Source organism: Sphingomonas bacterium, from assembly GCF_028289855.1.
Classification (GTDB): domain Bacteria; phylum Pseudomonadota; class Alphaproteobacteria; order Sphingomonadales; family Sphingomonadaceae; genus Sphingomonas.
Map to the genome: position 1 here is coordinate 15,976 of NZ_JAQGKZ010000073.1, position 13,614 is coordinate 29,589.

13 protein-coding genes are annotated in these 13,614 nt (G+C 65.5%); 9 read left to right on the top strand and 4 right to left on the bottom strand.

The window, feature by feature from the left end; genetic code table 11:
- Positions 1-19 precede the first annotated feature (19 nt).
- Genes JWM94_RS08270 through JWM94_RS08285 form a run of 4 tightly spaced genes read left to right on the top strand, consistent with a single transcriptional unit; the run spans position 20 to position 3,235 of the window.
- Positions 20-760 (top strand): pyridoxine 5'-phosphate synthase, encoded by a 741-nt coding sequence (locus tag JWM94_RS08270; protein WP_299424845.1) that lies wholly within the window; start codon positions 20-22, stop codon positions 758-760.
- Positions 757-1,173, top strand: coding sequence for a holo-ACP synthase (acpS, locus tag JWM94_RS08275; RefSeq protein WP_299424848.1), 417 nt, complete (start codon positions 757-759; stop codon positions 1,171-1,173). Before JWM94_RS08270 ends, acpS begins: the two co-directional genes overlap by 4 nt.
- A gap of 1 nt (position 1,174) precedes the next feature.
- Entirely contained in the window at positions 1,175-2,167 is a 993-nt protein-coding gene (gene lepB, locus JWM94_RS08280; protein WP_299424851.1) for a signal peptidase I, read from the top strand.
- Between the two features lie 48 nt (positions 2,168-2,215).
- On the top strand, positions 2,216-3,235 hold the full coding sequence (locus JWM94_RS08285; protein WP_299424882.1) for an AI-2E family transporter: 1,020 nt from the start codon (positions 2,216-2,218) through the stop codon (positions 3,233-3,235).
- 36 nt (positions 3,236-3,271) lie between these two features.
- Here the strand turns inward: JWM94_RS08285 and JWM94_RS08290 are convergent, their stop codons facing one another.
- Complete coding sequence (locus JWM94_RS08290) at positions 3,272-4,366, bottom strand: glycosyltransferase (protein ID WP_299424854.1); 1,095 nt, start codon at positions 4,364-4,366, stop codon at positions 3,272-3,274.
- Between the two features lie 264 nt (positions 4,367-4,630).
- Between JWM94_RS08290 and JWM94_RS08295 the strand changes: the two genes are divergently transcribed.
- Together JWM94_RS08295 and JWM94_RS08300 are read left to right on the top strand one after the other, a co-directional pair.
- Positions 4,631-5,605, top strand: a complete 975-nt coding sequence (locus JWM94_RS08295; protein WP_299424856.1) for a hypothetical protein — start codon at positions 4,631-4,633, stop codon at positions 5,603-5,605.
- Positions 5,606-5,611: 6 nt separating this feature from the next.
- Entirely contained in the window at positions 5,612-6,802 is a 1,191-nt protein-coding gene (locus JWM94_RS08300; protein ID WP_299424859.1) for a glycosyltransferase, read from the top strand.
- On the opposite strand, the gene JWM94_RS08305 is transcribed toward JWM94_RS08300, so the two are convergent.
- Positions 6,791-8,239 carry a hypothetical protein gene (locus JWM94_RS08305; RefSeq protein WP_299424862.1) on the bottom strand — a complete coding sequence of 483 codons (1,449 nt, stop codon included), beginning with the start codon at positions 8,237-8,239 and terminating at the stop codon, positions 6,791-6,793. The genes JWM94_RS08300 and JWM94_RS08305 overlap by 12 nt on opposite strands.
- Before the next feature lie 84 nt (positions 8,240-8,323).
- Here JWM94_RS08305 and JWM94_RS08310 point away from each other — a divergent pair, with 84 nt between their 5' ends.
- Complete coding sequence (locus tag JWM94_RS08310; protein WP_299424865.1) at positions 8,324-9,943, top strand: alkaline phosphatase D family protein; 1,620 nt, start codon at positions 8,324-8,326, stop codon at positions 9,941-9,943.
- A 26-nt stretch (positions 9,944-9,969) separates the two neighbouring features.
- Here JWM94_RS08310 and ubiG read toward each other — a convergent pair whose 3' ends face one another.
- Positions 9,970-10,707 (bottom strand): bifunctional 2-polyprenyl-6-hydroxyphenol methylase/3-demethylubiquinol 3-O-methyltransferase UbiG, encoded by a 738-nt coding sequence (gene ubiG, locus JWM94_RS08315; protein WP_299424869.1) that lies wholly within the window; start codon positions 10,705-10,707, stop codon positions 9,970-9,972.
- A gap of 53 nt (positions 10,708-10,760) precedes the next feature.
- Here ubiG and JWM94_RS08320 point away from each other — a divergent pair, with 53 nt between their 5' ends.
- Entirely contained in the window at positions 10,761-12,032 is a 1,272-nt protein-coding gene (locus tag JWM94_RS08320) for an aspartate kinase (protein WP_299424872.1), read from the top strand.
- 8 nt (positions 12,033-12,040) lie between these two features.
- Here JWM94_RS08320 and JWM94_RS08325 read toward each other — a convergent pair whose 3' ends face one another.
- A complete protein-coding gene (locus JWM94_RS08325) occupies positions 12,041-12,394 on the bottom strand; it encodes a hypothetical protein (protein ID WP_299424875.1) in 354 nt (117 codons plus the stop codon).
- A 121-nt stretch (positions 12,395-12,515) separates the two neighbouring features.
- Between JWM94_RS08325 and JWM94_RS08330 the strand changes: the two genes are divergently transcribed.
- Positions 12,516-13,544 carry a nitronate monooxygenase gene (locus tag JWM94_RS08330; RefSeq protein ID WP_299424878.1) on the top strand — a complete coding sequence of 343 codons (1,029 nt, stop codon included), beginning with the start codon at positions 12,516-12,518 and terminating at the stop codon, positions 13,542-13,544.
- The last annotated feature ends 70 nt before the right edge of the window (positions 13,545-13,614 follow it).

Consider the following 13,614-nt stretch of genomic DNA (forward strand, 5'->3'; position numbering starts at 1 on the left):
TCCGTATCTGTCGCCTCCAATGAGCATTTCCGCCGCCACGCGCCTGAGGCTGGGCGTCAATATCGACCATGTCGCGACCGTCAGGAACGCGCGCGGATCGGGCTATCCCGACCCCGTGCGCGCCGCGTTGCTGGCCGCCGACGCCGGCGCCGACGGCATCACCGCGCATCTGCGCGAGGACCGGCGGCACATCACCGACGACGACAACGCGCGGCTGTCCGCCGAGCTGCCGATCCCGCTCAACCTCGAAATGGCGGCGACCGACGAAATGCTGGCGATCGCGCTGCGCCATCGCCCGCACGCCGCGTGCATCGTCCCCGAAAAGCGCGAGGAACTGACCACCGAGGGCGGACTCGACGCCGCGCGCCAGCACAACCGCCTCGCGCCGATGATCCGCGAACTGGTCGGCGCGAACATTCGTGTGTCGCTGTTCATCGAGCCCGACCCGCGCCAGATCGAGGCGGCGCTGAGCCTCGGCGCGCCGGTCGTCGAACTGCACACCGGGCGCTATTGCGCGCTATCGGGTGAGGAGCAGAGCGCCGAACTGCGCCGAATCGCCGACGCCGCCGCGCTCGCGGTCAAGAACGGGATCGAGCCGCATGCAGGGCATGGGCTCACCTTCGACAATGTGTTGCCGATCGCCGCGATCCCGCAACTCGCCGAGTTGAATATCGGGCACTTTTTGATCGGCGAGGCGATCTTCGACGGGCTGGCCCCGGTCGTGCGGCGGATGCGCGACTTGATGGACGCGGCGCGTTGATCATCGGCCTCGGCTCCGACCTGTGCAACATCGAGCGCATCCAAGCGTCGCTCGACCGGTTCGGCGAGCGGTTCGAGCGGCGCTGTTTCACCGAGATCGAGCAAGCCAAGGCGAATCGCCGCCCCTTCACCAAGGCGGGTACGCTGGCCAAGCGCTTCGCCGCGAAGGAAGCGTTTTCCAAGGCGGTCGGCACCGGGTTCAAGGCGGGCGTGTTCATGAAGGACATCGGCGTAGTCAACGCCCGCTCGGGCGCGCCAACCCTGGCGCTGACCGGCGGCGCCCGCGCGCGGCTTGACGCGATGGTGCCGGCGGGCCACGTGGCGCACATCCACATCACCCTGACCGACGATCATCCCTGGGCGCAGGCGTTCGTCGTAATCGAGGCGCTGCCGGCGCCTGACGGAACCCCGTAATATGAGCGAAGAGTTGGCGTTGGACAGCGAAAATATCGACAGCGAAAGCGTGGAAACCGCCAAGCCGCGGCCAGGCTGGCGCTGGCGGCGGGTGAATAGCGGATCGGTGTGGCGCGAAATACGCGGTATCGCCTGGCTGGTGCTCGCGGTGCTCGGTTTCCACAGCTTCGTCGCGAAACCGTTCTACATCCCGTCCGAATCGATGCTGCCCGGGCTGCAGGTCGGCGACCAGCTGGTCGTGACCAAATATCCTTATGGCTGGTCGTTCATTTCGCCGACCATCCCCAACCCGGTGGCGATCTGGAGGAGCCTGGTGCTCAAGCAACCGCAGGAAAGCTGGGGGGTGCAATTGCCGTTCGTGAAGGGGCGGCTGTTCGGGCGGCTGCCCGAGCGCGGCGATGTCGTGATCGTGACCCCGCCCGGGCGCAACCAGGATTACATCAAGCGCGTGATCGGCTTGCCCGGTGACAAGATCGAAGTGCGTGACGGCGTCGTCCTGATCAACAACGTCGCGGTCAAGCGCGGGCCGGTGCATGAGGTCGACCTGCCCGAATATGGCGGCGTCCTCCTGCCGGCGGACGATGGTCGTCGTAGTGAAACCTGCGATCCCGGCGTTTATCCGGGCGCCCAGCATAAAGGCCCTGACGGAAAAATTTGGTGCCGTTTGCCATTGGTGCGCGAGACGCTTCCCAACGGTCGCAGTTATGACACGGTGGATTTGGGCAACACTTTCGCCGATAATTACGGGCCGATTACGATCCCCGCCGACCACGTCTTCCTGATGGGCGACAATCGCGACCAGTCGGCCGACAGCCGCGTATCGCTGGAGGGGATGGGGCTCGGCGGCGCGGTGCCGTGGGAATATGTCGGCGGGCGCGCCGAGTTCATCACCTTCAGCAAGAACGGCAACGCGACGTGGAACCCGCTGACCTGGTGGGGCGGATTGCGCGGCGGGCGCGCCGGCACCTCGCTCCATCCGGCGCGGGATAAATAGGTGGCCGGGACGCCCGAGCCGCTCGTCACCGAGCCCAGCCCGCACGAGATGCGCAACCCGGAGACTCGGCGCGAATTGCGCCGCGCCGCGGTATGGCTGGGGCTGGCGGCGGCGATGGCGCTGGTGGTGATCCTGATCCAGCCGATCCTGATCATCCTGGCGGGCTTGGTCTTCGCCTCGATGCTCGACGGCGGGACGCGGTTGCTCGGCCGCGTGCTCAAGATCGGGCGCGGCTGGCGGTTGGTGATCGTCGTCGTGCTGACGATGCTGTTCATCGGCATTACGGTGTACCAGACGGGCGCCGGGGTCGCGGTCCAGTTCAAGCAGCTTCAGGCGACATTGCTGATCCAATTCGACCGGCTGTCGCAATGGGCGGCGGGCGAAGGCTTCGTCCCTAGCGCGGACGACCTCAAGGGATTGGCGCAGCAAGCGATGGGATCGGTCGGCAAGCTGACCAGCTGGATCGGTACCGCGCTGGGCGCAGTCACGACCCTATTCATGATCATGGTGATCGGGCTGTTCGTCGCGATGGAACCCAGGATCTACGACCGCGGGCTGCAGTGGATGGTGCCGAGCGATCACCGCGCCGAATTCGCGCTGACGCTGGGTCGCATGGCGAGCCAGTTGCGCCGCCTGCTCGCCGGACGGCTGGCGGGAATGGCATTCGAGGGCGTGGTGACATGGATCGCCCTCAGCATCGCCGGCATTCCGATGGCGCTTGTGCTCGGGATCATCACCGGCATGCTCGCGTTCATCCCCAATATCGGAGCGTTCATCAGCGGGGTGCTGATGGTCGCGGTCGGGTTCAGCGCCGGGATTGACACAGGATTGTGGGCTATCTTCATCTATTTCACCGTTCAGACGTTCGACGGCTGGGTGGTGATCCCGCTGGTCGCGCGGCGCACGGTCGATCTGCCGCCGGCGCTGACGCTGTCGATGCAGATTCTTGCCTCGACGCTATTTGGGGTACTGGGCCTGGCGCTGGCCGATCCGCTGACCGCGATGATCAAGGTCGCGCTCGAACGCAATTCGGAGCGCGCGATGGAAGACGAGCCAGCGCTGTTATGATCCGCTAACGCGGATGGGGGAGCGGGCCGGTGCCGTTCAACTACGAAGAAGCCGCCGCCTGAGCACGAGTTCTTCGAATAGCCGGATATAACGCTCGACCGAATCGCGCCCGCGTTCGGGCACCGGGTCGGGGCGCGGGCGTCCCGGCGCGAGCCAATGGTCGAGCGCCGCGACGAGCGCGGGGGCGTCGCCGGTCGGCACCACGCTGCCTTGGCGCGGGTCGGCGACGATTTCGCGGATGGCGACGCTCGAATCGGTCGTCACCACCGGGGTTCCCACCGCCAGCGCTTCCTGGAGCACGCCGGGCACGCCTTCGAAGTCGGACGTCAGCACCAGCGCGCGTGCGCTGGTCAGCGCGGACAGCGGATTGGTCGAATAGCCCGGCAGGCGGACTCGGTCTCCCAGGCCGAGTGAGTCGATCTGCTGTTCCAGCTCGCCCCGCGCCTCGCCCTCCCCGAGGATCATCAGCTTGGTCTCGCGCCGTTGGACATCCGCGAGCGCGGCGATCGCGCGGTCCCAGCGCTTTTGCGGCGCCAGCCGGCCGATCCCGATCAGATAATCGCTGCCCGTAATCGGCGGGGTCGGGACGCCGGTGCCGGCAAGTCCCGGGGGATTGGCGATCACACTGACATGATCGGCGCCGATGCCGGTCATCGCCACCGTCTCCTCGGCCATCGCCGGTGTCATCGCCACCATGTGGTCGATGAACGCGCGATGCGCGCGCAACCACACGCGATAGCCCTGCGTGACCGGGAAATGCTGGTCGTCGCGGTTCAGCCGGTTCGACACCTTGGCGACGATCGGCGGGCACTCCTTGCCCAACCTTGCGTGGAGCCACGCCGCCGCGCTCGAATAATGGTTGCCGGGGCAGAAGACGATGTCGGCCTGCATCCGCCGTGCCGCCCCGGGCAGCGCGCGCGCCATGCCGAGATACGATCCGTCGGTCTCGATTACCTCGACCCCGTCGGGAATGGCGGCGACCGGCCCGCGCGACGGCCCGGTGACCAACGTCACGCGATGGCCCGCCGCGATCCACCCGCGCGCCAGGCGCAACAACGCGCTTTCCACCCCGCCGCGGTCGAGCGACTGAGCGAAAGTGAGAATTCTTACGGGAGCGTAAGGACTGAGCATTCAGGCCGCTTAACGTCGATTTGTGTCAAAAGTTTCGCAACGCGCAGACAAGCTCGACATAATCGTCGGAAATGGCCGGTTAGCCAATGTTGCGCTGCAACATCCTCTTGCCAAATCGCGTTTGCCGCCCCAAATGCCGCGCCGACCGCACCGGTGGCATATCATCGCGCGGACGGAACCTTGCCGTTAAGCGGCCATTATTGCGGGGCAGGTCCGGCAAAACTCGGAACTGGACCCGTGGACGGACATGATGGTGGAGCGTCGATGAACAGCGGCTTTGTCGAGGCATCGACCAATCCTGCGGGCAATCTGTCCCCAAACCTGACGGGCGCGGCGGAGGATCTGGCCGGGCTGGAACCGGTAAAAACGCTTAAAAGCCGCTGGCCAATGGTGATCGCCGGGGTACTGACCCTGGCAATGGTCGTCGGACTGGTGCGCCAGTTGCTCAAGGCAGGACTTGCCGGTCTGAGCCATGCGACGCCCGATAGCTGGCTTTATTACCTGGCGTTTGCGCTACTCTATCTCGCGCCGCCGGTTGCCGATTACGTCATTTTCCGCCGCTTGTGGCGCATCCCGCTTGAAGGGCTGGGCGCGTTGATGCGCAAGCGGATCGCGAACGAAGTGGTGTTGGGTTATTCAGGCGAGGCCTATTTCTACGCTTGGGCACGCCAGCGCGCGCAGATGGTCACGGCCCCATTCGGCGCGGTAAAGGATGTGATGATCCTGTCGGCGATGGCCGGCAACGTGATGACGCTGCTGGCGGCCAGTCTGGCGGCGGGCCTTCCGATGTTTTACCCCAACATCAATGCCGGACTTCCCCCGCGCTATATCCACAGCCTGGTCATCGCGATGCCCGTCGTCGTGGCGATGTGTCTGCCCTTCCTGATCTTTTCGCGTCGAGTATTTTCGCTCGACCGCAAGACGCTGTGGTGGGTGTTCAGCGTCCATATGGTGCGGCTCCTCGCCACCAGCCTGTTCATTGCGCTGGCGTGGCATTTCGCTCTGCCGGGCGTCACGCTGAGTGCATGGCTGATATTATCGGCAATCCGGCTGGTTGTCGGCCGTCTCCCGTTTCTGCCGAACAAGGAGGCCTTGTTCTCGACGGTCGCCATCGCGATGCTCGGCGAGAACAACGACCTGTCCAGCCTGATGGCGTTCACCGCGGCGCTGATCCTGCTCGTCCATGTCGTGCTCGCCGCCGGATTTGGCTTGCAGAGCCTGATCAAGCGGCAGATCTGACTCGCGATGCGCATCGTCGACGTCAACGAATTCTATTCGCCGACCGGCGGCGGGGTGCGCACCTATATCGACCGCAAGATGGCGATCATGGCCGATCTGGGCCACGAACTGATTTGTATCGCGTGCGGCAAGGAAGACAGCGTCGAGGAGCGCGTCGGCGGCGGCAAGATTATCTACGTCAAGTCGCCGGGGCTGCCGTTCGACAAGAATTACGGGCTATTTTCTAGACAAGAGCCGATCTGGCGCTTGCTCGACGCACTCGACCCGGACGTGGTCGAAACCTCGTCGGTATGGCGCCCGGCCTGGATCGTCGGCCGGTGGCAAGGCCGCGCGCTCAAATCGTTTTTCATGCACAACGACAATATCGCGGCCTATCCGATGCGCTGGCTCGAAGGGCTGGCGTCGCCCGAGCGGATCGAGGCCGGGTGCTTTATCTACGCGCGCTACACCAACCGCGCGCTACGCTTGTACGACACAGTCGTAACCAACGGCCCGGCGCTGGAAAAACGATTGAAACGGCGCGGCGTGCGGATCGACGCGGCGATGACGCTGGGGATCGAGCGCCGCCATTTCTCGCCCGGCCTGCGCGACGAGCGGCTGCGCGCGGCGATGCTGCATCAGCTCGATTTGCCCGCCGACGGACACTTGCTGCTCGGGATGGGGCGGCACCATGGCGAGAAACGCTGGCCGATGGTGGTCGATGCGGTCGAACGTGCCGGCGAGCGCTTGCCGGTCGGGCTGATGCTGCTCGGCACGGGTCCGGAGAGCAAGCGGATCGAGGCGCGCATCGCCGGCAGCCCGCACATCAAGATGTTCCGCCCGGTCTACGACCGCACCGAACTGGCCCGTATCATGGCGAGTTGCGACGCGCTGATCCACGGATCGGAGGCCGAGCCGTTCGGGCTGGTGCCGTCCGAAGCGATGGCGTCAGGCCTCCCGCTGATCGTGCCCGATACCGGCGGGTGCGCGGAAATCGCCGATCCGCTGACCAGCGAGACGTTCCGCCCACGCAATGCCGCCGACGCGGCGCTGGCGATCGAGCGGCTGTTCGCGCGCGAACCGGCGATCCTGCGCAAGGCGGCGGTGGTCGCCGCCGGCAAGGTACGCACCGACCGCGACCATACGATCGACCTGATGGCGCACTACGCCGGGCTGATCGCCGAGAAGGCCGGTCGCGCGCCGCGCCTAGTGGCCTGATTTCAGCGCGAACACGAAATTGGTGTCGCGCCCGATCGGGACTTGCGCGCGCAGCCGGTAATCCTTCGCCATTCGCATGATGACCAGCGCCCGCAACTCGGTGCGTTCGCCGAAATAGGGCGTGCGCAGCACGACGACGGCCGGCTTCAGCACCAGGATCCGCTCGACCTCCGCCTGCTGGTCGACCCCGATCGCGCCGCGCTCGCGCTTGCGGCCGAGATGGCTGGGAAAGACGTAGCGGCTCAAGCGGCACCGCCCGCTCATCGGATAGAGCATCGGATCGCCCGAATAGACATAAAGGCACCCCGGGCCGTGGCCGATCGCATCGACCACCTGCGCGAATTGCGCCGGCCCGCCGCGATTGAGCCGCTTGGTGAGGACGGTGACCTCGCCGCCAAGGAACGCGATCAGCAGCACGATCGCTGTAATCCTTGGCGAGCGGCGCGGATCGTCGGCGAACCCCGCCGCGCAGATGCACAATGGCACCAACAAAGGCAGCGCGTAGTGATCGAACCACGACCCGAACACGAGCAGCCCAAGCAGTGCCGCCGTTGTCCAGGCGAACAGCCAGCCGGCCAACCCCTCTCGCGCACCGCGCAGGAACGCCAGAATCGCGGCGGCAGCCAGCGGCGAGACGATGACGACGATCTTGAACAGATTGCCGAGTTGCTCGCCGATCGGATCGGGCTGGCGCGCGGCGATCGACTCGAAATTGGCGTAGAGGAACGCCGGCCCCTGCCCGATCCAGGCGTAATAGCCCCACGCCAAGGCGGTCGGCAGCACCGCGACCAGCGCCAACAGCGCCGCGGCGGCGAGCAACGGCACCACATGCGTCCGCCGCCGCCGCTCGCGCCACATCCACCACAGCCCGAAGAACAGTCCTTCGAACACCACCGAATATTTGATCTGCAGCGCAACACCAACCAACGCCATCGCGAGCAGTCCGCGGCGGAACCGCACCCCCGCCTCGCCGTCGCGCCCGCCCGGCGCGACCAGCGCCGCGGCGGCGACCATCAGCAGATTGTAGAAGACAGGCGCTTGCCCGCCTTGTCCCTCGAGCAAGTCGAGCCAGACGATATAAGCGATCGCCCCGGCCAGTGCGCCGCGCCGCCACCCCGCGCGATCCGCCAGCCGCGCGATCAGCGACGCGGTCGCCACCACCGCCGCCAGCGCCATCGCCTGATAGGCCCAGATGCCGAGCGGCAACCCGAACGCCGCAGCGGGCGTATAGAGCAGGAACAGCCCGATCGGCTTCCTGTCCCACACATCGACATAGGGCAGCGCGCCGTCGAGCATCGAGCGCGCGGTGACGAAATAGAAACTCTCGTCGACATGCACGATCGGGTTGCCGAACGTGGCCGCGCGCGCGATGATCGCGACCAGCAACAGGATCGCCCAGCGCGGCAGTCGTTCGAGATACCGGTCGGGACGCGTCACGCCGCGCCCGTACCAGCCGGTGGGGCGACTGTCACCAAAGCGACATCGGCGCGGCGCACAGTGCTTGGCAAAAGGGAGAAGAGGATGTTTCGGATCGATCGCCGCTCGCTATTGATGACCGCGACCTTGGGCCTCGGCGCCTATGCCGTCCCAGGCTTTGCCCAGACCGATGGTGTCGCGGCGCTGACCGGTTTCAGTTCGGGCGTGGCGTCGGGCGAGCCCGCGTCCGATTCGATGCTGTTATGGACGCGCTTCGTCCCGGCCGACGGCAAGCCGATCCACCTGATCGCCGAAGTCTCCACCACCGCCGATTTCGCGCGCGTCGTGGCGAAAGGCATGGCGATCACCGGCCCGTGGCGCGACTGGACGACCAAGATCACCGTCGACGGGCTCACCCCGGGTACGCGCTATTTCTACCGCTTCATCGGCCCCGACGGCACCGCGTCGCCGGTCGGGCGCACCAAGACATTGCCCGAGGGGCCGCTGGCGCGGTCGTTCAAGGCGGCGATCTTTTCGTGCTCGAACATGCCGTTCGGGTTCTTCAACGCCTATGCCCATGCCGCGGCGCGCGACGATCTCGACCTCGCGATTCATCTCGGCGACTATTTCTACGAATATAAGACCGGCGGCTATCCCCCGCTCAAGGATCAGGTGCGCCCGACCGCGCCCGACAACGAGCTGATCCATCTCGCCGACTATCGCATCCGCTATGCCAGTTATCGCAGCGACCCCGACCTTCAGGCGCTCCACGCCCGGCTGCCGATGATCGTGCAATGGGACGATCACGAAACCGCCAACGATTCATGGGAAGGCGGTGCCGAAAACCATCAGCCCGACGAAGGCGACTGGGGCATGCGCAAGAACGCCGCACTCCAGGCGTATCGCGAATGGATGCCGGTCAGCGACGAGCCGTGGAAGAGCTATGAGATCGGCACGCTCGCCACCTTGTTCCGCACCGAGACTCGCGATCTCGCACGCACCGAGCAGCCCGATGTCGCACCGCTGTTCAAGGAAGCCGACCCGGCCGCCGCGCTCAAGCGTTTCCGCGATGGCGTGTGGATGGATCCGGCGGCGACGATGATGGGGACGCAACAGGAGGACTGGCTGTTCCACACGCTGCGCCGATCGGTGAAGGCCGGGCAGAAATGGCAGATTGTCGGGTTCGGCACGATCATGGGCGGCACGGTGATGCCCGCTGCCGCGATGGGCTGGCTCGACCCTGGCGCGAGTGAGCGCACCAAGGGGTTCATCCTCAAGGGAATCGAAGCCGCAAAGGTCGGGCTGCCGTTCAACTACGACAATTGGGGCGGCTACCCGGCCGAACGCGCGCGCTTCCTGCGCGCGGCGCAAGGATCGGGGGCGAACCTCGTCGTCATCTCCGGCGACAGCCACAACGGCTGGGCGTACGATCTCGGGCAGGACAGGAAGCCGGCCGGGGTCGAATTCGCCGGGCACAGCGTCAGTTCGCCAGGCTATGAAAGTGCGGTCAAGACTGATCCCAAGGTCGTCGCGGCGGGACTCGTCGCGAGCAACCCTGAGCTCAAATGGTGCGACACCAGCCGCCGCGGCTACATGGCGCTGACGATCACGCCGACGAAAGTGTCGAACGACTGGCTGTTCGTCGATTCGATCAAGACGCGGTCGGCCAATGCGGTGGTTGGGCATACCGCGACCGTCACGCGCGGGCGGAATGTGATGGCCTAAATTCCCTCTCCCGGTGGGAGAGGGAGCTAAGCCCGCACCGCCGTCACGAAATAATCGAGCCGCGTGTCCTCGCCGACCTTGAACCCCTTGCCCGGCGAAAAGCCGAGTCCGCTCACGTCGATCACGCGCAACCCCGCCGCCTCGACCAGCGCGGTCAGTTCATCGGGCGTTAGAAACTTTTCCCAGTCGTGCGTCCCGCGCGGGATCATCCCCGTGCCTTCGCCGACCGTGATCATCGCCAGCCGCGACAGCGGTGTGCGGTTGGGCGTGGACAGGATCAGCAGCCCATCCCCGGTCAGCGCGCCCGCCAGCCCCGCGACGAACGCCGCCGGGTCGGTGACGTGCTCGATCACCTCCATGCTGGTGACGAGATCGAACATCTCGCCCGCCAGCGCCTCGATCCCGCCCGCGCGATAATCGACCGCCAGCCCGCTCGCCGCGGCGTGCGCCCGCGCCACGCCGATATTCTCCGCCGCCGCATCGATTCCGGTCACCGCCGCGCCGAGCCGGGCGAGCGGCTCGCACAATAGTCCCGCGCCGCATCCGACATCGAGCGCGTTTTTGCCCGCGAGCGGGGTGAATCCGACCCCATCCCCCGACCAATGCCGGTCGATCTGATCGCGAATATATTTCAGCCGTGGCGGGTTGAGCCGGTGGAGCATCGCCGACGAGCCCTTGGGATCCCACCAGTCCTTCGCCAGCTTGCCGAAATGCTCCGCCTCTGACGGATCGATGGTCGCGGACGTTACGGTTGCGCTACTCATGCACCCTTCCTATCAGCGCCCCTCCTGCTTCCAAAGGAACTTTGCGCACTCTCATGGCTCGCATCGTGATGAAATTCGGCGGCACGTCGATGGCCGGGATCGAGCGCATCCGCAGCGTCGCGCGGCGCGTCAAGCGTGAGGTCGATGCCGGCAACCAGGTCGCGGTGGTGGTCTCGGCGATGGCCGGCGACACCGACCGGCTGGTCAATTTCTGCCGCGAAGCCTCGTCGCTCTACGACCCGCGCGAATATGACGTGGTGGTGTCGTCGGGCGAGCAAGTCACCAGCGGTTTGCTCGCGATCGCGCTCCAGGCGGCGGGGGTCAAGGCGCGCAGCTGGATGGGCTGGCAATTGCCGATCCAGACCAGCGACGCGCATGCCTCGGCGCGAATCGAGGATATCGACGTCGCGGCGCTCAATGCGTCGCTCGACGCCGGCGAGGTCGCGGTGATCCCGGGGTTCCAGGGGCTCGCCGATGGCGGGCGTGTCACCACGCTCGGCCGCGGCGGGTCGGACACGTCGGCAGTCGCGATCGCGGCGGCGATGAAGGCCGACCGCTGCGACATCTACACCGATGTCGACGGCGTCTACACCACCGACCCACGCATCGTACCGCGCGCGCGCAAGCTGCGCCAGGTGACGTATGAGGAAATGCTCGAGCTCGCGAGCGTCGGGGCCAAGGTGCTCCAGACCCGCTCGGTGGGTCTGGCGATGAAGGAAAACGTCCGAGTCCAGGTGCTGTCGTCGTTCACCGGCGACGACGCGCCGATGGCGGACACATTGCCCGGCACGATGATCGTGGGCGAAGAGGAGATCGACGTCATGGAACGCCAGCTGATCACGGGAATCGCGCACGACAAGAACGAGGCGAAGATCACGCTGACCAGCGTCGCCGACACGCCCGGATCGGTCGCCGCGATCTTCGCGCCGCTCGCCGCCGCCAACATCAACGTCGACATGATCATCCAGAACATCGCCCACCAGTCGGCCGGCCGCGCGGGCTCGACCGACGTCACTTTCACCGTGCCCGCGGTCGATCTCGCCAAGTCGATCCAGGCGCTCAACGACGCGAAGGACGCGATCGGCTTCGAGGAGCTGGTCCATGACACGCGCGTCGCCAAGATCAGCGTGGTCGGGGTCGGCATGAAGAGCCATGCCGGTGTCGCGTCGACGATGTTCACGACCTTGGGCCAGCGCGGGATCAACATCCAGGCGATCTCGACCTCCGAGATCAAGGTCAGCGTGCTGATCCACGAGGACGAGACCGAACTCGCGGTGCGCGTGCTGCACACGGCGTACGGACTGGACGCGGAGGAAGCGGCGTAAGGTTGCGACTATTCCGTTTTGGTAGCGGAGCCTGCCACTTGCTTTTCGATCTCATCAGCCAATTCGCGTAGCATCGGCGCAATCTGAAGTGCCGCGGCTCCCTCTATTTCCGAGTAGGGAGCATCAATCGTTTTTGCGTTCACGATCACATTCCAATGAAAGATATTCGAGAAAGTAACGCCGGATTTGTCGTGCTTTGCATGGAGCATGAACGAGGCATCATAATATGCGGGCACTCCCGGAGAGCCCATGTTTTTTACAGTTACGTTGCCCTCGGTTTCGGACGTAGTCGGAGTTGGCTCGATCGCTTTAATAAATTTGATCGACCCATAGCCAATCTCTGCTTCAATTAGGCTGGCCATCGTTGAAACTCCTTTTTTTCGCGATCCTCAGGTAATGCGGGTTTCTTCGGCTTCAACACCGCGATCGCCAGCGCAGAGGCAATAGTTCTCATTTATGGAAAATGGCGCTACGCGCCCGCCAATGACCGCATCTTCCATCGGCGCCGAGCGCCTTACTCGCCGCATGCAGCGCGGTGTTGATTTCCTCGGCTCGGAGGTCGCGATCCTGTGCGGGGCGATGTCGTGGTTGTCGGAACGCAACTTGGTGTCCGCGATATCCAACGCGGGCGGGTTCGGGCTGATCGCGTGCGGGGCGATGACTCCGGAGTTGCTCGACGCCGAGATTGCAGGGACCAAGGCGCTTACCTCGAAACCGTTCGGCGTGAACTTGATCACGATGCACCCGATGCTGTTCGAGCTGATCGCGGTGTGTGCGAAGCACCGGGTCACGCATGTCGTCCTGGCCGGCGGACTTCCGCCCAAGGGGTCGCTCGAGGCGATCAAGGACACCGGCGCCAAGGTGATCTGTTTCGCCCCCGCGCTGAGCCTGGCCAAGAAGCTGATCCGGTCGGGCGTCGATGCGCTGGTGGTCGAGGGGATGGAAGCTGGCGGGCATATCGGGCCGGTCTCGACGAGCGTACTCGCGCAGGAAATCCTGCCCGAGGTGGCCGAGCAAGTACCGGTGTTCGTCGCCGGCGGGATCGGGCGCGGCGAGGCGATCAGCGCCTATCTCGACATGGGCGCGGCGGGGGTCCAGCTCGGCACGCGCTTCGCCTGCGCGACGGAAAGCATCGCGCATCCCAATTTCAAAAAAGCGTTCTTTCGCGCGTCGGCGCGCGACGCGGTGTCGAGCATCCAGATCGACCCGCGCCTGCCCGTCATTCCGGTCCGCGCGCTCAAGAATTCGGGCGGCGAATTGTTCACCGCCAAGCAACGCGAAGTCGCGCAATTGCTCGACGAGGGCAAGGTCGAGATGATGGAGGCGCAGCTCCAGATCGAGCATTACTGGGCGGGCGCGTTGCGCCGCGCGGTGATCGACGGGGATGTCGAGCATGGCAGCATGATGGCCGGGCAATCGGTCGGCATGGTGACGAAGGAAGAGCCACTGGTCGATATTATCGCGGCGCTGATGGCCGAGGCGGCACACGCGCTGGAGAAACGGGCGGCCTGATCGTGGAGGAACGCGCCGGCTTGCCGATCCTCGCTTTCGCCGACGCAAAGGCGTGGGAGGCGTGGCTCGC

Excerpts from the sequence above, each read along its gene's own strand:
- JWM94_RS08270 (WP_299424845.1), top strand. The coding sequence starts at position 20 with ATGAGCATTTCCGCCGCCACGCGCCTGAGGCTGGGCGTCAATATCGAC.
- lepB (WP_299424851.1), top strand. The coding sequence starts at position 1,175 with ATGAGCGAAGAGTTGGCGTTGGACAGCGAAAATATCGACAGCGAAAGC.
- JWM94_RS08285 (WP_299424882.1), top strand. The coding sequence starts at position 2,216 with ATGCGCAACCCGGAGACTCGGCGCGAATTGCGCCGCGCCGCGGTATGG.
- JWM94_RS08290 (WP_299424854.1), bottom strand. The coding sequence starts at position 4,366 with ATGCTCAGTCCTTACGCTCCCGTAAGAATTCTCACTTTCGCTCAGTCG.
- JWM94_RS08295 (WP_299424856.1), top strand. The coding sequence starts at position 4,631 with ATGAACAGCGGCTTTGTCGAGGCATCGACCAATCCTGCGGGCAATCTG.
- JWM94_RS08300 (WP_299424859.1), top strand. The coding sequence starts at position 5,612 with ATGCGCATCGTCGACGTCAACGAATTCTATTCGCCGACCGGCGGCGGG.
- JWM94_RS08310 (WP_299424865.1), top strand. The coding sequence starts at position 8,324 with ATGTTTCGGATCGATCGCCGCTCGCTATTGATGACCGCGACCTTGGGC.
- ubiG (WP_299424869.1), bottom strand. The coding sequence starts at position 10,707 with ATGAGTAGCGCAACCGTAACGTCCGCGACCATCGATCCGTCAGAGGCG.
- JWM94_RS08320 (WP_299424872.1), top strand. The coding sequence starts at position 10,761 with ATGGCTCGCATCGTGATGAAATTCGGCGGCACGTCGATGGCCGGGATC.
- JWM94_RS08325 (WP_299424875.1), bottom strand. The coding sequence starts at position 12,394 with ATGGCCAGCCTAATTGAAGCAGAGATTGGCTATGGGTCGATCAAATTT.
- JWM94_RS08330 (WP_299424878.1), top strand. The coding sequence starts at position 12,516 with ATGACCGCATCTTCCATCGGCGCCGAGCGCCTTACTCGCCGCATGCAG.